The organism is Pseudomonas sp. PME37.24/025 (genome assembly GCF_055556615.1).
The window spans coordinates 223,010-246,028 of sequence record NZ_JBVHNK010000011.1 but is presented as its reverse complement, the minus strand read 5'-3'; the positions used below and the strand labels follow the sequence as shown (position 1 = coordinate 246,028).

The window sequence follows — 23,019 nt, the reverse complement described above, 5'->3', positions numbered from 1 at the left end:
CGTGCATTACGCACGACCTCAGAAGGGCCATCGTGCAGGATGCGTTCAAAACGATTTTCACAAATCATCCAACTTATTGATTTATAACGCATTAATACCAACAAAAAGGTGGCATGCAGGCTGCAGGAATCTGGGTAACCAGGGCATTTAATGAACCAGCGCCCCAAAGATCACTACCCCAGCGTGGGAGGAACTTCAGGATGAATCGCCAAGGTGCCGTCCAATTGCGTCTCTCGCCATTGCACCTCCAGCAAGGCTTGTTTGCCCTGCTAGCGCTATTGATCACCTTGATTGGCGGCCAACAGTACTTGCGTTGGGAACAGAGTCAGCAGCCAGAGACGCCGCACCTGTCGATTCCACACACTCCCCAAACCCACTTCAGCGCCGTCAGCAGCAGCCTGGCTGACAGCGACCCGATGCGAATGATGGATGTCGACCAGGCCCAGCCTGTGGATGAGACGCCTCAGGAACGTTGGGTGTTTTAAGCAAACGAACTTGGCGCGCTCGACGCGCCGGGAAAAGCACCACCAGCAGCACCTTTAAACAGAACGCGTAAGGAGAATCACCATGTTGAGCTGGGCAATCACATTCTTGATCATTGCCATCATCGCTGCAGTACTGGGCTTCGGTGGTATCGCGGGCACCGCCACGGGTATCGCCAAGATTCTCTTTGTCGTATTCCTGGTGATGTTCATTGCTTCCTTCTTCTTTGGCCGCCGCGGTCGAGGCTGAACATGAGCATTTCGTTAAAGACAGTGGCAGCCGCCCTGCTTCTGGGCGGCAGTGCCATGGCAATGGCGGCCAATGACGGCAGTTATTGATGGAGCAACTGAAGAAAGATCCGAATTGGTACTGAGTTTCGAAACACGAAAGAGGCCACCGCGCTTCTTTCCACTGCGCTACCCGAGGACGGTAGACGCATGACCAAGGGGTCGGGACGTTCTGGCTGTTTCAGGGTCGGAGTGACCTACGGGTACAGGGAGTACCTGCTCACGGGCCGGGTCAGGTAAAGCTGCGACGCAAGTTCGCCGGGGCCAAAACCGCTCGACGGACTTGCGGAGAGCTTCAACGTGCAAAACGTTGATCTAGAGCATTCAGCTCATCTGTTCTTGCTGCATATTCCCCGCCAAACCGTTTCGCGGTGTTTCTTCGTGACCGTATATCGAGAAAGCTCCGAGTTCCTCTGGAAGAGAATTCGCAGTCCAACGTAGGCTTTTTCCTAAATTTACGTCTGTTTAAAAAACATCCACCTGCGCTGAAATGGCCGGCTCACGGCACTTATGCCCGCCGAAATGTCGCCTTCGAACCGCTTGGGACGCGGACTTCAGTTAGAAAATCTCATGCCGATTCGGCATAGGGTAGGCGTTTACGGCATTAGACGGCGCTTCGCGGCATCGGAATAGTTGCGCCTTTTTTCACTGCCTGAGAGCTGTAAATGCTCGCTCGCGGGGACCTTATACGGGGGCGATGCCAGATTTGTTCGCCATTGAGCGTTTCAGTTCTTGCATCGGTCTGAGTCAAACGCAAGTAAGGGTAAAGATATGAAGAAGGCAAAGCTTAGCCTCGCCTGGCAGATCCTAATCGGTCTGGTTCTGGGGATAGCAATTGGTGCAGTGCTCAACCATTTCAGTGCCGAAAAAGCCTGGTGGATCACCAATATTCTGCAACCGGCAGGCGATATCTTTATCCGTCTGATCAAGATGATCGTGATCCCGATCGTGATTTCCTCGCTGATCGTCGGTATCGCTGGCGTAGGGGACGCGAAAAAACTCGGGCGTATTGGTCTGAAGACCATTCTTTACTTCGAGATCGTCACCACCATCGCCATTCTGGTCGGTCTGGTGCTGGCCAACGTGGTCCATCCGGGCAGCGGCATCGACATGAGCACCCTGGGTACGGTGGATATTTCCAAGTACCAGGCCACTGCCGCCGAGGTTCAGCATGAACACGCGTTCGTCCAGACCATCCTCAACCTGATCCCGTCGAACATCTTTGCGGCCATGGCGCGCGGCGAGATGTTGCCGATCATCTTCTTCTCCGTGTTGTTCGGTCTCGGTCTGTCGAGCCTGCAATCGGACCTGCGCGAGCCGCTGGTGAAGATGTTCCAGGGTGTATCGGAAAGCATGTTCAAAGTCACCCACATGATCATGAACTACGCCCCGATCGGCGTGTTCGCATTGATCGCGGTGACCGTGGCCAACTTCGGCTTCGCCTCCCTGCTGCCGCTGGCCAAACTGGTCGTTCTGGTTTACTTCGCCGTCGCCTTCTTCGCCTTCGTGGTGCTGGGCCTGATCGCTCGCCTGTTCGGCTTCTCGGTGATCAAGCTGATGCGCATCTTCAAGGATGAGCTGGTCCTGGCCTACTCCACCGCCAGTTCCGAAACCGTGCTGCCGCGCGTGATCGAGAAGATGGAAGCCTACGGCGCGCCGAAAGCCATTTGCAGCTTCGTGGTGCCGACCGGCTATTCGTTCAACCTCGACGGTTCGACCCTGTACCAGAGCATCGCGGCGATCTTCATTGCCCAGCTCTACGGCATCGACCTGTCCATCAGCCAGCAATTGCTGTTGGTACTGACGCTGATGGTCACCTCCAAAGGCATCGCCGGCGTACCGGGTGTGTCCTTCGTGGTACTGCTGGCTACTTTGGGCAGCGTCGGCATTCCGTTGGAAGGCTTGGCGTTCATCGCCGGTGTCGACCGCATCATGGACATGGCCCGTACCGCACTGAACGTAATCGGCAATGCCTTGGCCGTGCTGGTCATCTCGCGTTGGGAAGGCATGTACGACGACGCCAAGGGCCAGCGCTACTGGAACTCCCTGCCGCACTGGCGCAGCAAGGAAAAGCTGCCGGTTGGCGAAATTTCCAGCAACTGACGCAAAAACCTGTAGGAGCGGGCTTGTGTGGTGAGGGGGCTTGCCCCCGTTCGAGTGCGCAGCGCTCGCAGGTCTTGGGTCCGCTGCGCGGCCCAACGGGGGCAAGCCCCCTCGCCACAGCCCGCTCTCACATTGATCTTTTGCTAGCAGTACTAAACAAACCCCGGAGAAATCCGGGGTTTGTCGTTTCTGACTACCCCGCTATCATTCGCCGCATCTTCCGGGGGATTTGACTGATGCTTAATGGCCTGTGGCTTGGCTTCTTCATCGTGGCTGCCGTATCGGCGCTGGCGCAATGGCTGATCGGCGGCAACGCCGGGATCTTCGCGGCAATGGTGGAAAGCATTTTCGCCATGGCCAAATTGTCGGTCGAAGTCATGGTCCTGTTGTTTGGCACCCTCACTCTCTGGCTGGGTTTTCTGCGAATTGCCGAGAAAGCCGGGATCGTCGAATGGCTGGCCAAGGCGCTGGGTCCACTGTTCCTGCGCCTGATGCCGGAAGTGCCGGCCGGTCACCCGGCTATCGGCCTGATCACGCTGAACTTCGCCGCCAACGGCCTGGGGCTGGACAACGCCGCCACGCCGATCGGCCTCAAAGCCATGAAGGCGCTGCAAGAGCTCAACCCCAGCGACACCATCGCCAGCAACGCGCAGATCCTCTTCCTGGTACTCAATGCCTCATCCCTGACCCTGCTACCGGTGACCATCTTCATGTACCGCGCCCAGCAAGGCGCGCCCGATCCAACCCTGGTGTTCCTGCCGATCCTGCTCGCGACCAGTTGTTCGACCCTGGTCGGTCTGTTGTCGGTGGCGTTCATGCAGCGTCTGCGCCTGTGGGACCCGGTGGTGCTCGCTTACCTGATTCCCGGCGCCTTGGCCCTCGGTGGCTTCATGGCGTTGCTGGCGACGCTCTCAGCGACCGCTCTGGCGGGCTTGTCATCGATCCTCGGCAACGTGACGCTGTTCGGGCTGATCATGCTGTTTCTGGTGATCGGTGCGTTACGCAAAGTGAAGGTCTACGAAGCGTTCGTCGAAGGCGCCAAAGAAGGCTTCGACGTCGCCAAGAACCTGCTGCCGTATCTGGTGGCGATGCTCTGCGCCGTGGGCGTACTGCGGGCATCCGGGGCACTGGACTTCGGCCTGGACGGGATTCGTCATCTGGTGGAGTGGGCCGGTTGGGACACGCGCTTCGTCGATGCGCTGCCGACGGCCATGGTCAAACCCTTCTCCGGCAGCGCCGCACGGGCAATGCTGATCGAAACCATGAAGACCTCCGGGGTAGACAGCTTCCCGGCGCTGGTGGCGGCGACGATTCAAGGCAGTACCGAAACGACCTTCTATGTGCTGGCGGTGTACTTCGGCGCGGTGGGCATTCAGCGCGCACGGCACGCGGTGGGGTGTGCGTTGCTGGCCGAACTTGCCGGCGTTCTCGGCGCGATCGGGGTTTGTTACTGGTTCTTCGGCTAAACCAAAAACCCTGTGGGAGCGGGCTTGCCCGCGATGGCGTCAGCACAGTCGACATCAACGTTGAATGTCACACCGCTATCGCGGGCAAGCCCGCTCCCACAGGGGTTCAGCGGTGGCTTCAGGGTCTCAGCGGCGGCGCAACCTTCTGACCTTGCTCCACCGTCCAAGCCACCACCTGCGCCGTCAATTGGTCGCTGGCCTGGCCAAAACCGGTCACCACCGCCGGCACCTTCACATCGATCAACGGCTGACGCACTTCAAAGCGTCGACTGGCGAGGATTCGCTGGTCATACCCACGCACCAGCAACGCATCCAGGCGCACGACCACGCTCGCCGCCGTGCCTTGGTACTCGGTCTGGAACGCTTGCAGGTTGCCGCCCAGTTCCAGGTCCGCCTGGAAATTGCTGTCATCGGTGCTGAGCAACGGCACCCGACCGTCACGCTGGAAACCATCGAGCAGACGATTGCGCAACAGCACCGGTGCCGGGTCGCTCCAGCGCGAAGCCTTGTAGCTGCTGATCAGGTCACCCTGAGGGATTACGGCGATTTTCGAGTTGTTCAAGGCTTCGCTGGTCTGAGGCTTGGCCAGCCGCAATGACCAGCGCTGCGGCGTGCCGTGTTGGGCCGATGCGTCGCGCTGCGCCGACGGCAGTCGATAGACATCGGACGGCTCGGTCTTGGGGAAAATCGAACAGGAAGCAACCAACGCAAAACCGGCGAACAGGGCGAGATGAGCCAGCTTCATGGCGTGAACTCCTTGTTTTTGTCACTGCCCAGCAGGTAACCGCTGGGATTGGCCTCAAGCCGCTGGGAAATGGTTCGCAACGAACTCAAGGTATCGCGCAGCTCACGCACCGCCGGTGCCAGGCCATTGAGGCCCTGCATGCCGTTGTTGAGGGAATCTTGATTGGTGGAGAGCAACGTGTTGATGGTCGCGCTGCTTTGTTCCAGGGACTTCATGGCTTGCTCGGCACTGCCGAACATCTGCTTGCCCTGATCGTTGAGCAGGCCGTTGGCGTTGCGCATCAACGCGGTGGTCTGTTCCAGGGTGGCGCTGGCCTGCTTGCCAACCGAAGCCAGTTGCTGCATCGCTTGACGAATATCGCCGCGCTGGTCGGCGATGGTGCCGGTGGTTTGCTCCAGGTGCTCCAGGGTGCTGCTGATGCGCGCGACGTTCTCCGAGGAAAACAACTGATTGGCGTTGTGCATCAACACATTCACGCCCTCCATCAGATCGTTACTGTCATTCATCAACCTGGCAATGGGCGAGGGCGATGCAATGATTGTCGGCAAGTTGCCGTCCTTGCCCTTGAGCGTCGGACTTTGTGGTGTGCCGCCGCTGAGCTGGATGATCGAGGTCCCGGTGATCCCGGTCAGCGCCAGTTTGGCCTGGGTGTCTGCTTTGATTGGAGTGTCTGCGCCCAGGCGAATCCGCGCCAACACCCGGCGCGGATCGTTCGGGTCCAGGCGCAGCATCACCACGTCGCCGACCTTGATCCCGCTGTACTGCACCGCGCTGCCCTTGGACAAACCGCTGACCGCCTCGTTGAAGACGATTTCGTAATCCTTGAATTCGGTATCGACGCTGGACTTGGCCAGCCACAGACCGAAGAGCAGGGCGCCTGCCACCACTATGACGGTGAACAGGCCGATCAATACGTGATGGGCTCGGGTTTCCATGTCAGACCTCCTTGAGTTTGTTAGCGGCCGTCAGCGCCGCGCGGCCGCGAGGGCCATGGAAGTATTCGTGAATCCACGCATCATCGGTTTCCGACACCTTGTCGATGGCGTCCGCCACCAGCACTTTCTTCTGCGCCAGCACTGCCACCCGGTCGGTGATGGTGTAGAGCGTGTCGAGGTCGTGGGTCACCAGAAACACACTCAGTCCCAAGGCATCGCGCAGGGTCAGGATCAGTTGATCGAAGCTCGCAGCGCCAATCGGATCGAGGCCGGCGGTGGGTTCGTCGAGAAACAGGATGTCCGGGTCCAGGGCCAAGGCGCGGGCCAGGGCTGCGCGTTTGATCATGCCGCCGGACAATGACGCAGGGTATTTGTCGGCCGCCGATAACGGCAACCCGGCCAACGCCATTTTCACTGCCGCCAGGTGCTCGGCGTCGGCACGGCTCAGGCCGGCGTGTTCAATCAGGGGCAGGGCGACGTTCTCAGTCACAGTGAGCGAAGAAAACAAGGCACCTTTCTGGAACAACACTCCGAACCGCCGCTCGACCAGCGAGCGCTCGTGTTCCGACAGGCTCGGCAAGTTCTTGCCGAAGACCTTCACCAGCCCTTCGCTGGGCTGACGCAGGCCGACAATGCTGCGCAGTAGCACCGATTTGCCGCTGCCGGAACCGCCGACAACGGCAAGGATTTCGCCCTTGTACAAGTCCAGGTCGAGGTTTTCGTGCACGCTCTGGCGGCCGAAGCGATTGCACAGCCCACGGACTTCAATCACCGCCTCTGAAGGCGCTCGGGGTAACCGACTCACCAGTCCATCTCCATGAAAAACAACGCAGCCACGGCGTCGAGCACGATCACCACGAAAATCGACTGGACCACACTGGACGTGGTGTGTGCGCCGACGGACTCGGCGCTGCCGCTGACCTTGAAGCCCTCGAGGCAGCCGATAGCGGCAATCAGGAATGCAAAAATCGGCGCTTTGACGATCCCCACCACAAAGTGCTGAACGCCAATGTCCGATTGCAGCAGTGACAGGAACATCGCCGGTGAGATATCCAGCGACAGCGCGCAGACCACGCCACCGCCGACAATCCCTGACAACATCGCCAGAAAGGTCAACATCGGCAACGCCACTAGCAACGCCAGGACGCGGGGTACTACCAGCAATTCCATCGGATCGAGGCCGAGGGTGCGGATCGCGTCGATTTCTTCATTGGCCTTCATCGAACCGATCTGCGCGGTGAACGCACTGGCGGTGCGGCCGGCCATCAGGATCGCCGTGAGCAACACGCCGAACTCCCGCAGAAAAGAGAACGCCACCAGATCCACGGTGAAAATACTCGCGCCAAAACTCGCCAGCACCGTAGCCCCGAGAAACGCCACCACAGCCCCCACCAAAAACGTCAGCAAGGCGACGATGGGCGCGGCGTCGAGACCGGTTTGTTCGATGTGAGCGACCATCGGCGTGAGGCGCCAGCGCTTGGGCCGAAACAGCCCGCGAGCGATGGTTTCCAGGATCAGGCCGACGAAACCCAACAGTTGCAACGTGTCCTGCCAGACCGCGTCGACCGCGCGGCCGATGCGGGTCAGCAGTTGAATGCCGACGCTGATTTCCGGCTCTTTGATCGGCACGCAGAAATCGGTGAGTGAGCAGTACACCGTCTGCAACAAGGCGCGATCAGCGGAAGAAAGGGTGCAATCGGGGTGTTCGGCAGATTTGCCCAGACGCTCGGCCCCCAGCAGCTCCACCAGCAATGACGCACCCGCCGTATCGAGCGCGCCGAGGCCATTGAGATCGATGTGGGTGTCGTTGTCGTATTGGCCACGGAGCTTTTCGCTCAGGCGGCTGAGATCGGCATAATGGGCGAGCGTCCAGTCACCCGTGACCCGCAACAGGGCAGGTCTGTGCGAGGTGTCCAGTCGGGCACTGCCGGGCATTGTGCTGCTGGTCATAAGCTCCGTGCTTGTTCGGCTATTACGCAGACCTGACTAATAGCACGAACCGCGTTACTTTTCTTTGATCGGTGTGCTGTCCATGACCTTGAAGCGCAGTACGCCAATCAACTGACCGTCCTCAGTCAGCACCCGAACCTGCCATTTGCCTGCGGGGTTGCCGGGGAAGTTCTGCTTGTGGGTCCAGGCGCGGTAGCCTTCCTTGCGCCCCCCGTTGATATCCAGCGGGATACGATCGACTTCTTTACCGTTGAACATCCAGACGTGATAAATCCGCTCGGCCAGACCCCGAGGGGCGTTGATCGCGGTGTACGCGTACAGCCCATCTCCACGAATCTGCTCGGCGCTGACTTCTTCCAGGCTCTTGCCGGGGGTTCGATCCTGCACTTGGGTGCTGATCGCCACATCGGTCATCCACAGGGTCGCCGGCGGAACCCAGGAACGCAGCACCCAACCGGCGGCGCCGATGCCGACGGTGATGCTGAGGATCGCCAACGCATTGCGCACGGTGCGAATCGGGAAGATCGAGGCCAGGCTCGGGAATGACAACAACATGGCAATGCCCAGCGCCAGTTTGAAGCTCTGGGCGGTGGTCAGGTGCAGGATGACGGGCAGGGCGGTCAACAGGGCCGCGAACAGGGTCAGGGTGTGCAGCGCCAGGAACGCCCAGCGGCGCGGTGCCAGCCATTTGTAGTAGAGCGGGTCGATGATCGAAATCAGCGCCGCCATGCTCAGTAATCCAGTAAAGAACAACTGGCCGCTGTTCCAGGTGGTGGTGATTAAAAAGAACGGCAGGACGAAGAACAGGCTTTCCTGATGGATCATCTGCGTCGCGTAACGCAGCAAGGGCTGGGGTATTTCGCGCTTGAAGACCTTGGCGAACAACTTGGTGAGGCTGTTTTCCAGCATCAGCCAGACCCAGCTGACCAGCATGATGGTGGTGATCCAGGTCGCCAGACCTTGTTGGCGATCCACCAGCATGAAGCTGCCGACCCCGGAGATGAAACCACCAAGCGCAATGACCCCGGGATAGCGCTTCATCAATTCGAGGATGCGCTGTACGTACAGGGTCAGATTCGGCATTCGGCGATTCACAATAGTCGTGGGAAAAATCCTCGACAGGGTACCGCCCGAGAGGCCGTGTGGCGAGGCTTGCGGTCACTTTGATCGAACGCAAAACCCTGTGGCGAGGGAGCTTGCTCCCGCTCGGCTGCGCAGCAGTCGCAATATCGGTGAATGCGGTGTGCCTGATAAACAGGGGTGCCGTTTTTCAGGGCCGCTTCGCAGCCCAACGGGAGCAAGCTCCCTCGCCACAGGGAAGTTACTTCTTTCTGCGGTGAACGCGCCAACCCAATATTCCAAGCACCATCAACCCAAATCCCCCGACAATCGCCCACATCACCTGGTCGTAACTCACCAGCGGCTTCTCGATCCGCAGATACCCCGGCTGCAACAGCAACTCGCGCATTGCCTTGTTCGCCTCGGCCAGTGTCACGTCTTGCAGCGCCTTGGCCGGGTTGACGAAATGGCCGTCCTCGTAGTCGCCAAGGGCGCTCCAGTAATAGTCCGCCAAGGCGCTATTGCCTTGCACGGCCCAGGCCTGGCGAGCGATGGCGGTTTGCTTGAGACGGGCGAAGGTGGCGGCGTCGAGACCGTTCTTGAGCAGATCGGTTTTAAGCTCATCCAGCACCTGTTCCGCTGCCAGCACATCGTCGCGATCAAGGTCGGCGTTCAGGCTCATGAAGCCCACCCCGCCAAATACCTCGCGCTCGGCCGAGGGCCCGTAAGACAACCCATGGGCCAGGCGCAACTGGCGATAAAGCGCCCAGTCCAGATAGTCCTTGAGCAGGTCGAAGGTTTCGTCGTGCTGGTCTTCCAGCACCGGTTCCGGCACCAGCCAATGCAATTTGGCACCGCCGCCGACGAAACCGCTACTCAAAGTGCGCTCGTGGGTCGCGCTGGCCTGAATGTCTGGCAGAGGCCGGTGCTCAGTCGGCTCAACCGCCTCGAGTGCGCCATAGGCCCGCTCCAGATAGGCCGGCAGCAGGCGGTCGAGGTCGCCGACCACGATCAGGGTCATGTTGTTGGGCGCGTACCAGGCATTGCGCACCTTCTCCAGTTGCTCGCGGGTCAGGTGATCGACTTGCGCGCGCTCGGGGCATTTGAGGCCCAGTTCCACCGCCAACTGATTACTCGCGGTGTGCCCCAGATCCTGGCGATCCAGCCAGCGTTGCAGGTGCGAGTAATGGCCACCGTCTTCGCGCTCGACCACTTGCTTGGCGACGTTGATCGCATTGTCGTCGATCCGGGTCTGGGTCAGCAGCGCCAACAACAGGTCGAGGACCTTGCGCTGGTTTTTCGCCGGGGCTTCGATGACGAAGGTCGTGTCGGCATTGCTGGTGTAGGCATTCCACTCACCGCCCAAGGCCTGCATGCGTTCTTCCAGACCGCCTTCGCCGGTGGCGTCGATGCCGCTGAACAGCAAGTGTTCGAGCAAATGCGGCAGCTCCTTGTCGGCACAGCTGAAATCATCCAGGCCTACGCCAACCACCAACCGGATCGCCACATGCCCGCGCTCGGTACCCGGTTTAAGGACCAATTGCAGGCCGTTGGGCAACGTGTAACCCTCGACCTGAAAGCGATCCAGGGCAAATGAAGGCAGTGAGCCGAGCAACAGACAAGCGAACAACAGACAACGCATAACGAGTTTCCGTACGACCAGCGTAAGTTCAACAGACTTCAAGCAACTGTGGACGTTCAGGGTGAATGCGTGATGTCAGTCATATCGTCGACCGCCAGAGCGCCAGTGTCCGACGTGCCCAACACCGCATAAGCGCTGCTGCAGAACAGGGAGTTCAAGCGTCTCATGTCAGCAATCAGTTCCAGATGCAGCGAACTGGTCTCGATACTTTGCACGATCTTACGGTTTAAACGGCTGACATGAGCGTGGGCGAGGCGACGTTCTTGTGCGCGAAAGCGCCGTTTCTCACGCAGTAACTGGCGAGCACTTTCCGGGTCGGCACTAAGGAACACTGACAACCCCAAACGCAGGTTGGCAATCAGCTGACTGTGCAGCCCCGCCAATTCCTCCAGACCGACCTCGGAAAAAGACCGGCGTTGCGAGGTTTTCTGCTGCTGAACCTTGCGCAGCATGCGTTCGATCAGATCACTGGCCAGTTTCAGGTTGATCGCCAGCTCGATGGTTTCCGCCCAGCGCCGACTGTCCTGTTCGCTGAGGTCTTCGCGGGGCATTTGCGCCAGATAGAGTTTGATGGCGCTGTAGAGCGCTTCGACATCATCGGTCAGGCGACGCATTTCCTGAGTGACGGCGGTCTGTTTGCCGCGCAGCACGTCGAGCATGGCTTCGAGCATGCTGTCGACCAGATCGCCGATGCGCAGGGTTTCCCGAGCAGCATTGGCCAGTGCCAGACTCGGGGTAACCAGTGCAGTCGGGTCAAGATGCCGCGGTTTGGCCGTACCGTTGATGTCCGGCCGCTCTGGCAACAACCACGCGCAGAGCCTGGCCATTGGCCCGACGCTGGGCAACAGGATCAGGCAACGCGCGGTGTTGTAGAGCAGGTGGAAGCCGATGACCATTTCTTGAGGGCTGAAATTGAGGCTGTCGATCCAGTGCACCAATGGGTCGAGCACCGGAATGATCAGCAGCAGGCCAATCAGTTTGTACAACAGGCTGCCGAGCGCAACCTGACGGCCGGCTGCGTTCTGCATGCTAGTGCTGAGGAAAGCAAGAATACCGCTGCCGATATTGGCACCGATCACCAGGCCGATGGCCACTGGCAAACTGATCACGCTGGCACCGGCGAGGGTCGCGGTCAGCAGGACGGCAGCCAGGCTGGAATAGGAAACCATCGCGAACAGCGCGCCGACCAGAGCATCGAGCAGAATGTCGCCGGTCAGCGAGGCGAAGATGACCTTCACCCCTTGCGCCTGAGTAATCGGCGCGGCGGCCTCGACAATCAGTTGCAGCGCCAGAATGATCAGTCCCAGACCGATGCCGACCCGTCCCATTTGTCCGACCCGGGTCTGCTTGCGCGACAGAAAGAAAATCACCCCAAGGAAAATCAGCAACGGCGACAGCCACGACAAGTCGAGGGTCAGTACTCGCGCCATCAGTGCGGTACCGACATCGGCACCGAGCATGGTCGCCAGAGCCGGAGTCAGTGCCATCAGGCCCTGACCGACAAACGAGGTCACGAGCATGGCGGTGGCATTGCTGCTCTGGACCATGGCGGTCACCATGATCCCGGCGGCAAACGCCAACCAGCGCTTGGACATGTTATGGGCAATCACGTGGCGCAAGTTGGAACCATACACCCGCAGGATGCCGGTTCGGACGATGTGCGTGCCCCAGATCAACAGGGCCACGGCTGATAACAAATTGAGCAGGGTGAGCATGCAGGCCCCCTGTGGTGGTAGCGCCCCAGTGGGGCAAGTTAACGGTGCCGCGCGTTTTTCTACGTTCTTTACTTAAGCTGTAGTTGGCTAACGGTCTGGACGCCAGCATCGCATAGCTAAAGAAGCGATTGAAACAAAACTGTCATGAAGACAGTTTGTCTGCGGGCAGGAAGAAAGATGTCTGTTCATTAGGCAAAAAAATGTGGGAGCGAGCCTGCTCGCGATGAGGCCGTCACATTCAACATTGATGTTGACTGACTGACCGCTATCGCGAGCAGGCTCGCTCCCACAGGTTTTGCGCGTTAATCGATCGGAGCCAGGGTTACTGACCCGGAACATCCTTGCGCAGTTTCACCGGATCCTGCTGCTTCTTCTTTTTCATCATCGCGGTGCGCATCTTGATATTGATCGCTTCCACCGCCAACGAGAACGCCATCGCGAAGTAGACGTAGCCTTTTGGCAAGTGCACGTCGAGCGATTCGGCAATCAGCACGGTACCCACCAGCAACAGGAACGACAGCGCCAGCATCTTCAGCGACGGGTGCTTGTCGATGAACTCGCTGATGGTGCCAGAAGCCCACATCATCACTAGTACCGCAACGACAATCGCCGCGACCATGACCGGTACGTGGGACACCATGCCCACCGCGGTGATCACCGAGTCCAGTGAGAACACGATATCGATGATCGCGATCTGGATGATGGTGTACAGGAAATTGCCGCCCTTGCCCGAAGGCTCGTCGCCGCCTTCGTCCTGGCCTTCCAGCGCGTGGTACATCTCTTGCGAGCTCTTCCACAGCAGGAACAGACCACCGAAGAACAGGATCAGGTCACGCCCGGAAATACCCTGGCCGAACACTTCGAACAGGTCTGCGGTGAGACGCATGACCCAGGTGATCGACAGCAGCAACAGGATCCGCGTGACCATCGCCAGCGCGAGGCCGAAAATCCGGGTGCGCGCCTGCATGTGCTTGGGCATGCGGCTGACCAGGATCGAGATCATGATGATGTTGTCGATGCCCAGAACGATCTCCAGGGCAGTCAGGGTGAAGAAGGCAACCCAGATTTCAGGGTTGGTCAGCCATTCCATGTGTATTCCTTTGAGGATGTGTTAAACCACGAAGGGCCCGGGCTTCAACAACAAAGCCTGGACCCGTCATGGTGAGTCTTGGGCTTATAGCGTGCTGAACAGCGGAAAAATCCCCATCAGCAACGCAGCGACCAGTATGCACAGGCAAACCAGCACTGCCCACTTCAGGGTGAACCGCTGATGGTCACCGAATTCGATACCGGCCAGGGCCACCAACAGATAGGTCGATGGTACCAGCGGGCTCAGCAAGTGGACGGGCTGACCGACGATCGAGGCACGTGCCATTTCCACCGCGGTTATACCGTAATGACTGGCGGCTTCGGCAAGTACCGGTAACACGCCGTAATAAAAAGCATCGTTCGACATGAAGAACGTGAACGGCATGCTCACCAGCGCGGTGATCACGGCCAGGTACGGGCCGAGGAAATCCGGGATGACCGCCAGCAGGCTTTTCGACATGGCATCGACCATGCCGGTGCCCGACAGGATACCGGTGAAGATACCCGCGGCAAAGATCAACCCGACCACTGCCAGCACGCTACCGGCGTGGGCTGCCACGCGGTCCTTCTGCTGTTGCAGGCACGGGTAGTTGACGATCATCGCGATACTGAACGCCACCATGAACAGCACCGGCAGCGGCAACAGACCAGCGATCAGGGTGCCCATGAGCGTCAGAGTCAGCGCGCCATTGAACCAGATCAGCTTTGGACGACGGGCGTCCGGGAACTGCGAAACGCTGATTTCGCTGTGATCGACTTCATCACCGACCAGATGCAGCTCACCCAGACGCGCACGCTCGCGTTTACCGTAGAAGTAGGCAATTGCCAGAATCGCCACCACGCCTGCCAGCATCGCAGGAATCATCGGTACGAAAATCGCCGACGGGTCCACATGCAGCGCACTGGCCGCACGAGCGGTAGGGCCACCCCAAGGGGTCATGTTCATCACGCCACCGGCGAGGATGATCAGGCCGGCCATGATCCGCGGGCTCATGCCGATGCGGCTGTAGAGCGGCAGCATGGCGGCCACACAGATCATGTAAGTGGTGGCGCCATCACCGTCCATGGACACGATCAGCGCCAGTACGGCGGTACCGACCGAAACTTTCAGCGGGTCGCCCTTGACCAGTTTGAGGATCTTGCGCACGGCCGGGTCGAACAAACCTGAGTCGATCATCAGGGCGAAGTAGAGAATGGCGAACATCAGCATCACGCCGGTCGGCGCGAGTTTAGTGATGCCTTCGAGCATCATCGGGCCGATCTTCGGCGAGAAGCCGCCGAACAGGGCGAAGATGATCGGGATAATGATCAGAGCGATCAGCGCGGACAGGCGCTTGGTCATGATCAGGAACATGAACGTGATGACCATGGCGAAGCCAAGGAAAGTCAGCATAGGAATACTCCAGGCGTAGCGCGGCTAGGGAATGGCGAACCGGATGGGTCAGCGCAGAACGGGAAGCACGAGACGTACGGGCGGAGTTGCAGCGAAGAGGCGGATAGGAGAGGACATCAGGATCACCATTGTTGTTGTTAAATGGACCGGGCGAGCGATAAAACACTCGCATTGGCCAACCGGTCTGTTGCCGGCAGTGAGGGCGATCCTAATCGGGGAAGCTTTCAGCCAGCTTTCGCGAGTGAAAGCATTGACCGAATGTACGACCGGTCGTCGGCCCGGTTGAAAGGCCGTAAACACGGGGTCAGGAGCAAAAGACATGGGTGAACTTCATACCGGCGGCTGCCATTGCGGACAAATTCGCTATCAATTCAGCGGGCCATTGCACGACATCGCTCACTGCCATTGCTCGATTTGCCGGCGGGTCAGCGGCGGGATCGTGACCACCTGGATCACCGTGTCCGCCTCAGCATTTGAATGGATGGCGGGTACGCCGTCCCGGTACGAGTCTTCGTCCACTTGCGTGCGATATTTCTGCCGTAACTGCGGGGCGCAACTGGCGCTGGAGACGAAGCTCAGCCCCGAGAGCATCGATGTGACTATCGCTACCCTCGACCATCCCGAGCAGGCGCCGGCCGAGCGGCACATCTGGACCGACAGTCGTTTGCCGTGGCTGCATCTGGACGAGCACTTGCCCGGTGAGGCCCAAGAACAACTTTGATCAGAAAACAGACAGGTTCAGCGGCCGGATCGCGCCCATCCAGATCGCGTGCTCGGTGTGGTCGAGCAGATCGTCGCCTGTGTCCGGGTGCAGGAATATCACTAATCCCTTGCGGTTAAGCGCCAGCCACGGCAACACCTCGCCAATGTATTGCGGCTCGAAAGCCAATTGGCAGCTCCAGTCCGGGTGCGGGCCGACCGGGCGTTCGTGCACGCGGCCCATCTTCAGTGGAAACAATTGCGCTGCCTGTTCACACAAGGCCCGAGCCTGAGCAAGGGTGCTGGCGTTGAAATAGACATGAGCGTGGTAGCCCTTGATCCGTTGCATCTGAAACCCCTTTAAGCCTGGTCGAACCCACACCACTCCCCGCAGGTCTCACGTTATATAGGCAGTAAGTACGGAGCACAGCCATGAAAAATGCCGAAACCCCGGTGGTGAAGGTAGTGCTTTATGGTGCCATGAGTAGCTTGGGCAGTGCGCTGATGGCTGAAATGCTGCGGCGCCAACATGAAGTGATCGCGATTCTCGATGACCTGAACGCGCTCGCGCCGCGCCCGGGTTTACGCACCAAGGCTGGTGACCTGTTCGATGCCAAGCGGGTCAAGCAAAGCGTGGCCGGCTGTTCGGCGGTGATCTGCCTGCTCGATGCGCCAGGGTTGCCGATGAACAGTGAACACATCGAAAAATCCATCGTGCCCGGTCCTGTCGAAGAGGTGCTGGCGGTGGATGCACTGATCGACGGCATGCAGGCGGCGGGCATTGCCCGGCTGTTTGTGGTGGGCGATTTCGAGGTGCTGGACGACCCGGAAATCGAAGACCCGTTGCAACGCCACGCCGCCGAAGAAATCCGCGAAGCTCTGCAAAGCAGCTCTTTGCACTGGACGTTGGTGAATGCACCACGTGGCGTGCCTGGGCTGACCATCGAGCATTTCAGTCATGTCAGCAGTAGCCTGGAACCTGGCGTGGCCAAAGCGCTGGAACGGCTGAACAGGGTAGCGGTGGGGATTGCCGATGAGTTATGGCTGAATTTGCATGTTGGTCAGCATGTGAGTTTTGTTGCGACTTCGGAATCGTAAAAAGATCGCAGCCTTCGGCAGCTCCTACGCGCCTGTGGGCGCTGCCGAAGGCTGCGATCTTTTTGCATTCACACCGCAATCGAAGGTAATGGAAGACCATTGAGCGATTGCGCACTGCTGGCCTGTTCCGCCATCAACCAATCCACAAACAACTGAATCAACGCCCCGCGCCGTTTGCGCTGGGGCAGAACCACGTAATAGCCCAGCCTGGAAATCACCGTGTCGGCAATCGGGCGACACAACAGACCTTGCGCCAATAAATTATCCACAAGGTGCCGCCAACCGATCGCGACACCTTGGCCGCCAATCGCCGCCTGAATCAGCAAGGTGTAATTGTCGAAGCGCAGTTGCCCCGGCGCTGGGGCCGAGGTAATTCCCAGCTCGCGAAACACGCCGCTCCAGTCGAACCAGTTGCTGCTGTGTTCGCCTCGCAGGTGCAGCAGCGGAAACTCCAGCAATGCCTGAGCCGGCAAGGGCAGGGGACGGTCCTTCAACAGCAACGGGCTGCACACTGGAAACACCTCTTCGCTGAACAGCCAGTGGCTCTCGCCTTGCTTGAACCGGCCATCGCCGAACAGCACCGCCACATCGATATCGGTGCGCAGCATGTTGTGGCTGCGTTCGCTGGTGACCAGGCTGACGTCCACTTGAGGGTTGGCGGTATGGAAGCGATGCAGACGCGGCATCAACCAGTACGCAGCGAAGGCAAAGTCGGTGGCCACCTGCAACACTTCGTGCTGTTGTTGTGCGCTGATTGCGCTCAATCCTGCATCGATATTCTGCAAACCGAGCTGAACTTGCTCGAACAGAATAGTCCCGGCCTCAGTCAGCTCGATACCGCGATAAATACGATCGAACAACCGGGTAGCGAGCTGTTCTTCCAATCGTTTGATCTGCTGACTGATGGCCGGTTGCGTGGTGCCGAGCTCCACCGCGGCGGCGGTGAAACTGCGTTGCCGGGCCGCGGCTTCAAAGGCACGCAGCAGGTCCAGGGACAAATCACCGAGGGCGTCATACATAAGCTGTGCTTATCCTAGTCATTGCCTGGCATGGGCTTTACCACAAAGATTATGGACTCCATGCTCGATCACAGCACTCTCGCATAAATATCCACTATGGAATGCCGCGATCACATGAAGCGCAAAAATATTCTTTTCATCATGGCCGATCAAATGGCCGCGCCAATGTTGCCGTTCTACGGCCCTTCGCCGATCAAACTGCCGAATCTCAGCCGCCTCGCCGCCGAAGGCGTGGTGTTCGACGCCGCTTATTGCAATAGCCCTCTTTGCGCGCCGTCGCGTTTTACGCTGGTCAGCGGTCAGTTGCCGAGCAAGATCGGCGCCTACGACAACGCGGCCGATTTCCCCGCCGACGTTCCGACCTATGCCCATTACCTGCGGCGCCTTGGCTATCGCACCGCGCTGTCGGGCAAAATGCACTTCTGCGGCCCGGACCAGTTGCACGGCTATGAAGAACGCCTGACCAGCGACATCTACCCGGCCGATTACGGTTGGTCGGTGAACTGGGATGAGCCGGATGTGCGGCCAACCTGGTACCACAACATGTCGTCGGTGCTGCAAGCCGGGCCTTGCGTGCGTACCAATCAGCTGGATTTCGACGAAGAGGTGGTGTTCAAGGCTCAGCAATATTTGTTCGACCACATCCGCGAGGATGGCGATCAGCCGTTCTGCCTGACCGTATCGATGACTCACCCACACGATCCGTACACGATTCCTAAAGCTTTCTGGGATATGTACGACGATGCCGACATCCCTTTGCCCGAAACACCTGCACAGGATCAACTTGATCCTCACTCCCAGCGTTTGCTCAAAGTCTATGACCTGTGGGACAAGCCGCTGCCTGTGGATAAGATTCGCGACGCGCGTCGTGCCTACTTCGGTGCGTGCAGCTATATCGACAGCAACGTCGGCAAACTTCTGCAAACACTCGAGGAAACCGGGCTGATCGATGACACCATCATCGTATTCTCCGGTGACCATGGCGACATGCTCGGCGAGCGTGGCCTCTGGTACAAAATGCACTGGTACGAAATGGCTGCCCGTGTACCGCTGTTGATCAGTGCACCAGGGCAATTCGGGGCTGGCCGGGTCAGCGCGGCGGTGTCTACCGCCGATCTGCTACCGACCTTTGTGGAATTGGCCGGCGGCTCGCTGGAACCGGGTCTGCCGCTGGACGGTCGCTCGCTGGTTTCGCACCTGCAAGGGCAGGGCGGTCACGATGAAGTTTTCGGTGAGTACATGGCCGAAGGCACCATCAGCCCATTAATGATGATTCGCCGTGGCACCTACAAATTCATCTATAGCGAAGACGACCCTTGCCTACTCTTCGATGTACATAACGACCCGCGTGAACAAGAAGAACTCAGCCATTCGCCGCAACATCGTCACATTTTCGAGGATTTTCTCGCCGAAGCGCGGGCCAAATGGGATATCCCGGCGATCCACCAGCAGGTGCTCGCCAGTCAGCGACGCCGGCGTTTCGTCGCCGACGCCCTGACCATCGGCAAGCTGAAGAGCTGGGATCACCAGCCACTGGTAGACGCCAGCCAGCAGTACATGCGCAACCACATCGACCTCGACGATCTGGAACGTAAAGCACGTTATCCACAACCCTGCCAAAACCAATAATGTTAAGGGGAAGTCCATGCAAAGGTTATCCACAGTACTGACGGTCGGGCTTCTGGCTCTGGGCAGTGCCTCGGCCTATGCCGAGCAAAGCTGCGAGACGGTAAAAATGGCCGACCCTGGCTGGAGCGACATTGCTGCAACCAACGCCATCACCGGGTTTCTGCTGGACGGCATGGGCTACAAGGCCAAGGTCGACACGCTGGCAGTACCGATCACCTTTGGCGGTCTGAAGGATGGCCAGGTGGACGTGTTCCTGGGTAACTGGATGCCGGCGCAGCAGGGCTTCTACGACAAGTTCGTGGCCAATGGCGACGTGACTCAACTGGCGAAGAACCTCGACGGCACCGAGTTCACGCTGGCGGTCCCGGATTACGTTTGGGACGCGGGTGTGCATAACTTTAACGATCTGAACAAGTACGCCGACAAGTTTGACAAGAAGATCTATGGCATCGGCTCCGGCGCCCCGGCGAACATTTCGCTGCAAGAGATCATCAAGACGAACGACTTCGACCTGGGTCAGTGGAAGCTGATCGAATCCAGCGAGCAGGCGATGCTGGCCGAAGTGTCTCGTGCGGTGAAGAAACAGAAGTTCGTGACCTTCCTCGGCTGGACGCCACATCCGATGAACGTGCAGCTGAAAATGCATTACCTGAAGGGCGGCGAGAAATACTTCGGCGACACCGGCAGCGTTTATACACTGACCCGTAAAGGTTATGCACAGGCCTGTCCGAATGTCGGAAAACTGCTCACCAACCTGAGTTTTACCCAGGAAATGGAGAACAGCATCATGGCCGAGGTGGTGAACAAGAAGATCAGCAATGCCGAGGCGGCCAAGGCGTGGATCAAGGCCAACCCGGCGGTGCTGGATAAGTGGCTGGATGGTGTGAAGACTGTGGATGGGAAGGATGCGTTGCCGGCGGTCAAAGCCAAACTGTAAGGTTCTCTGTGGCGAGGGAGCTTGCTCCCGTTGGAGCGCGTAGCGCTCCCATTTCGGCAAACACGGTTTATCTGTCTCACCGAGTTGTCCGGATTTGCGGCTGCTGCGCAACCGAACGGGAGCAAGCTCCCTCGCCACATTGACCGTTTTACCCTGCTACCCTTGCGTAAAACCCCACCCGAGAGGACCCATGGCCTTCCCCAGCCGCCATTCACTCTTTCCCTTCCTGACCTGGTTGCCCCGGCAAACCCGCGCCAGCGTCGGTCGTGACCTGATCGTCGGCCTGAGCGGTGCGATTCTCGCGTTGCCCCAATCGATTGCCTACGCCCTGATCGCCGGTCTCCCACCGGAATACGGGTTGTACGCCGCGATTATCCCGGTGCTGATCGCCTGCCTCTGGGGTTCGTCGTGGCATTTGATCTGCGGTCCTACGGCGGCCATTTCCATCGTGCTGTACGCCAGCGTCAGTCCTCTGGCCGTCCCCGCGTCGCAAGACTACGTCACGCTGATCCTGCTTCTGACACTCCTTGCGGGCATTTTCCAGTGGCTGCTGGGTTTGCTGCGTTTCGGCGCCCTGGTGAATTTCGTCTCTCACTCGGTGGTGCTGGGCTTCACCCTTGGCGCAGCGGTGGTGATTGCCGTTGGGCAATTGCCGAATCTGCTGGGGCTGGATGTGCCCAACCAGGCCACGGCGCTGAACAGCCTGGTGCTGCTGTTCAGTCATCTCAGCGAGGTGGACAAACCCTCGCTGGTACTGGGCCTGGCCACGGTCGTGGTGGGCATCGTACTGAAACTGCTGTTGCCGCGCTGGCCGACACTGTTGATCGCTCTGGCCTTGAGCGGGTTGCTGGTGTGGCTGTGGCCTGCGATGTTCGGTCATGTGCAGTTGGTCAGCGCCTTTGTCGGGCGGCTGCCGCCCTTCAGCCCGTTGCCGCTGGATCTGGAGCTGGTGTTGCGCCTGCTGCCTAGCGCGGTGGCGGTCGGGATGCTCGGGCTGGTGACGAGCCTGTCGATTGCCCGCTCCTTGTCGGCGCGCTCGCAGCAGTTACTCGACGCCAATCAAGAAGTCCGCGCCCAGGGTTTTTCGAACATGGTCGGTGCGTTTTTTTCCGGCTCACTGTCCGCCGGTTCCTTCACCCGCTCGGCCCTGAGCTATGACGCCGGTGCCTGCTCACCGTTGGCGGGCGTTTTTTCAGCGATGTGGGTGGCGTTGTTCGCTATCTTCGGTGCGGTATTGATCGCGCACATTCCGATCCCGGCCATGGCCGGCAGCATTTTGTTGATCGCCTGGGGATTGGTCGACCATCGCGGCATTCGCGCCTTGTTGCGGGTCAGCCGTGCCGAGTTTTTGGTCATGGCGCTGACCTGTGTCGCGACGCTGTTGCTGGAGTTGCAAACGGCGATCTACGCCGGCGTGCTGGCCTCGCTGTTCTTCTACCTCAAACGCACCTCGCAACCACGGGTTCAGCATTGGCGTGAGGGCGACGAAGACATTCTGCGAGTCGGCGGTTCAATCTTTTTCGGCGCCAGCCATTACCTGCAAGTGCGTTTGCAACGGATGCACGGCGCGCGGGTGGTGATCGAGGCGCAGCAGATCAACTTCATCGACTATTCGGGCGTGGAAATGCTGCACCAGGAGGCGCGACGGCTGCTGCGCCAGGATCGCAGCCTGACCCTGCGGCGTGCACGGCCGCAGGTGGTAGAGGAATTGAGAAAGCTCGAAGGCGCGGAGAAATGCCCGATTCGCTTCGAAGATTGAAACACTGACGTTGAGGCAACGGCATAACCTGTGGCGAGGGAGCTTGCTCCCGCTGGGTTGCGAAGCAGCCCTAAAATCTGCGGGCGCTTCGCACCCGAGCGGGAGCAAGCCCCCTCGCCACAAAGAACTACAGCGCCAATTGCCGGCGGAGTTCGGCCAGCACCGGCGCTGTATCCGGGCGCACACCGCGCCACAGAAAGAAAGCTTCCGCCGCCTGCTCGGCCAGCATTCCCAAGCCATCCATCGCCACCGCCGCGCCGTGCTCGCTGGCCCAGCGGCAGAACGAGGTCGGGTCCTTGCCGTACATCATGTCGTAGCAAACGGTTTTGCCCGGCTCGATCAAACTGCTGGCAATCGGCGGTACATCGCCTGACAGACTGGCGGACGTAGCGTTGATGATCAGATCCACCGGTTCCAGCAACCAATCGAAACCACTGGCCGATACCGGCCCCAGATCCGCGAACAACTCCGCCAGCAATTCAGCTTTTTCCACCGTGCGGTTGGCGATGATCACCGATGCCGGTTGTTCCGCCAGCAATGGCTCCAGCGCGCCGCGCACCGCACCGCCGGCCCCGAGCAGGAGGATGCGTTTGCCCGCAAGGCTGAATCCGGCGTTGACCGTCAGGTCCCGCACCAGCCCGGCGCCATCGGTGTTGTCACCCAGCAAACTGCCATCGGCCAGCTTGCTCAGGGTATTCACCGCACCGGCCCGCTGCGCTCGCTTGGTCAAACTGTTCGCCAAACGATAGGCGTCTTCCTTGAACGGCACCGTCACATTCGCCCCACGCCCTTCGCGGAAAAATGCCTGGGCACAGCCTGAAAAATCATCGAGAGGCGCCAGCAAAGTGCTGTAGTCCAGTTTTTGCCCCGTCTGCTCGGCGAACAAACGGTGGATCAGCGGCGACTTGCTGTGGCCAATCGGGTTACCGAATACGACGTAACGATCCATCTACATTCCTCAACCGTAGGAGTGCCGAAGGCTGCGATCTTGACTGCAGCCCCGACGATGCA

At 59.4% G+C, this 23,019-nt stretch carries 21 protein-coding genes; 9 read left to right on the top strand and 12 right to left on the bottom strand.

Annotated features, from left to right (window positions below; all coding sequences use genetic code 11):
- The first annotated feature begins 200 nt into the window (after positions 1–200).
- From ACZ3HH_RS21040 to ACZ3HH_RS21025, 4 genes are all read left to right on the top strand, one after another.
- Positions 201–485 (top strand): hypothetical protein, encoded by a 285-nt coding sequence (locus ACZ3HH_RS21040; protein ID WP_465807328.1) that lies wholly within the window; start codon positions 201–203, stop codon positions 483–485.
- An 82-nt stretch (positions 486–567) separates the two neighbouring features.
- Positions 568–732, top strand: a complete 165-nt coding sequence (locus ACZ3HH_RS21035; RefSeq protein ID WP_003177151.1) for a DUF1328 domain-containing protein — start codon at positions 568–570, stop codon at positions 730–732.
- A gap of 809 nt (positions 733–1,541) precedes the next feature.
- On the top strand, positions 1,542–2,873 hold the full coding sequence (gene gltP / locus ACZ3HH_RS21030) for a glutamate/aspartate:proton symporter GltP (protein ID WP_465807323.1): 1,332 nt from the start codon (positions 1,542–1,544) through the stop codon (positions 2,871–2,873).
- A 236-nt stretch (positions 2,874–3,109) separates the two neighbouring features.
- Positions 3,110–4,339, top strand: coding sequence for a nucleoside recognition domain-containing protein (locus tag ACZ3HH_RS21025; protein ID WP_465807321.1), 1,230 nt, complete (start codon positions 3,110–3,112; stop codon positions 4,337–4,339).
- Between the two features lie 118 nt (positions 4,340–4,457).
- On the opposite strand, the gene ACZ3HH_RS21020 is transcribed toward ACZ3HH_RS21025, so the two are convergent.
- The 9 genes from ACZ3HH_RS21020 to ACZ3HH_RS20980 all read right to left on the bottom strand — a co-directional run bounded on the left by ACZ3HH_RS21020 (position 4,458) and on the right by ACZ3HH_RS20980 (position 14,867).
- Positions 4,458–5,084, bottom strand: coding sequence for an ABC-type transport auxiliary lipoprotein family protein (locus ACZ3HH_RS21020; protein ID WP_465807319.1), 627 nt, complete (start codon positions 5,082–5,084; stop codon positions 4,458–4,460).
- Complete coding sequence (locus tag ACZ3HH_RS21015; protein ID WP_465807317.1) at positions 5,081–6,019, bottom strand: MlaD family protein; 939 nt, start codon at positions 6,017–6,019, stop codon at positions 5,081–5,083. The genes ACZ3HH_RS21020 and ACZ3HH_RS21015 overlap by 4 nt, the downstream gene beginning before the upstream one ends.
- Before the next feature lies 1 nt (position 6,020).
- Entirely contained in the window at positions 6,021–6,824 is an 804-nt protein-coding gene (locus tag ACZ3HH_RS21010; protein WP_465807315.1) for an ABC transporter ATP-binding protein, read from the bottom strand.
- Positions 6,821–7,969, bottom strand: coding sequence for an ABC transporter permease (locus tag ACZ3HH_RS21005; protein ID WP_465807313.1), 1,149 nt, complete (start codon positions 7,967–7,969; stop codon positions 6,821–6,823). The genes ACZ3HH_RS21010 and ACZ3HH_RS21005 overlap by 4 nt, the downstream gene beginning before the upstream one ends.
- Positions 7,970–8,023: 54 nt before the next feature.
- Positions 8,024–9,052: a DUF5924 family protein gene (locus tag ACZ3HH_RS21000; RefSeq protein ID WP_465807311.1), complete on the bottom strand. Its 1,029-nt coding sequence runs from the start codon at positions 9,050–9,052 to the stop codon at positions 8,024–8,026.
- 238 nt (positions 9,053–9,290) lie between these two features.
- Complete coding sequence (locus ACZ3HH_RS20995; RefSeq protein ID WP_465807310.1) at positions 9,291–10,670, bottom strand: M16 family metallopeptidase; 1,380 nt, start codon at positions 10,668–10,670, stop codon at positions 9,291–9,293.
- 56 nt (positions 10,671–10,726) lie between these two features.
- Entirely contained in the window at positions 10,727–12,385 is a 1,659-nt protein-coding gene (locus tag ACZ3HH_RS20990) for a Na/Pi cotransporter family protein (protein ID WP_465807308.1), read from the bottom strand.
- 322 nt (positions 12,386–12,707) lie between these two features.
- Positions 12,708–13,475: a TerC family protein gene (locus ACZ3HH_RS20985; protein WP_460144038.1), complete on the bottom strand. Its 768-nt coding sequence runs from the start codon at positions 13,473–13,475 to the stop codon at positions 12,708–12,710.
- Positions 13,476–13,559: 84 nt separating this feature from the next.
- Positions 13,560–14,867, bottom strand: coding sequence for a CitMHS family transporter (locus ACZ3HH_RS20980; protein ID WP_367373527.1), 1,308 nt, complete (start codon positions 14,865–14,867; stop codon positions 13,560–13,562).
- Positions 14,868–15,186: 319 nt separating this feature from the next.
- Here ACZ3HH_RS20980 and ACZ3HH_RS20975 point away from each other — a divergent pair, with 319 nt between their 5' ends.
- On the top strand, positions 15,187–15,588 hold the full coding sequence (locus ACZ3HH_RS20975) for a GFA family protein (protein WP_465807305.1): 402 nt from the start codon (positions 15,187–15,189) through the stop codon (positions 15,586–15,588).
- Here ACZ3HH_RS20975 and ACZ3HH_RS20970 read toward each other — a convergent pair whose 3' ends face one another.
- Complete coding sequence (locus tag ACZ3HH_RS20970) at positions 15,589–15,915, bottom strand: DOPA 4,5-dioxygenase family protein (RefSeq protein ID WP_465807303.1); 327 nt, start codon at positions 15,913–15,915, stop codon at positions 15,589–15,591.
- 83 nt (positions 15,916–15,998) lie between these two features.
- Between ACZ3HH_RS20970 and ACZ3HH_RS20965 the strand changes: the two genes are divergently transcribed.
- A complete protein-coding gene (locus ACZ3HH_RS20965) occupies positions 15,999–16,664 on the top strand; it encodes an NAD(P)-dependent oxidoreductase (RefSeq protein WP_465807301.1) in 666 nt (221 codons plus the stop codon).
- Between the two features lie 68 nt (positions 16,665–16,732).
- Here ACZ3HH_RS20965 and ACZ3HH_RS20960 read toward each other — a convergent pair whose 3' ends face one another.
- Positions 16,733–17,683 (bottom strand): choline sulfate utilization transcriptional regulator, encoded by a 951-nt coding sequence (locus ACZ3HH_RS20960; protein ID WP_052963537.1) that lies wholly within the window; start codon positions 17,681–17,683, stop codon positions 16,733–16,735.
- A 114-nt stretch (positions 17,684–17,797) separates the two neighbouring features.
- On the opposite strand from ACZ3HH_RS20960, the gene betC reads away from it, so the two are divergent.
- The 3 genes from betC (at position 17,798) to ACZ3HH_RS20945 (ending at position 22,008) form a co-directional block, all read left to right on the top strand.
- Entirely contained in the window at positions 17,798–19,312 is a 1,515-nt protein-coding gene (gene betC / locus ACZ3HH_RS20955) for a choline-sulfatase (RefSeq protein ID WP_465807298.1), read from the top strand.
- Positions 19,313–19,328: 16 nt separating this feature from the next.
- A complete protein-coding gene (choX, locus tag ACZ3HH_RS20950; protein WP_465807296.1) occupies positions 19,329–20,249 on the top strand; it encodes a choline ABC transporter substrate-binding protein in 921 nt (306 codons plus the stop codon).
- 190 nt (positions 20,250–20,439) lie between these two features.
- Complete coding sequence (locus tag ACZ3HH_RS20945) at positions 20,440–22,008, top strand: SulP family inorganic anion transporter (RefSeq protein ID WP_465807294.1); 1,569 nt, start codon at positions 20,440–20,442, stop codon at positions 22,006–22,008.
- A gap of 127 nt (positions 22,009–22,135) precedes the next feature.
- Here the strand turns inward: ACZ3HH_RS20945 and aroE are convergent, their stop codons facing one another.
- Positions 22,136–22,957 carry a shikimate dehydrogenase gene (aroE, locus tag ACZ3HH_RS20940; RefSeq protein ID WP_465807292.1) on the bottom strand — a complete coding sequence of 274 codons (822 nt, stop codon included), beginning with the start codon at positions 22,955–22,957 and terminating at the stop codon, positions 22,136–22,138.
- Between the last annotated feature and the right edge of the window lie 62 nt (positions 22,958–23,019).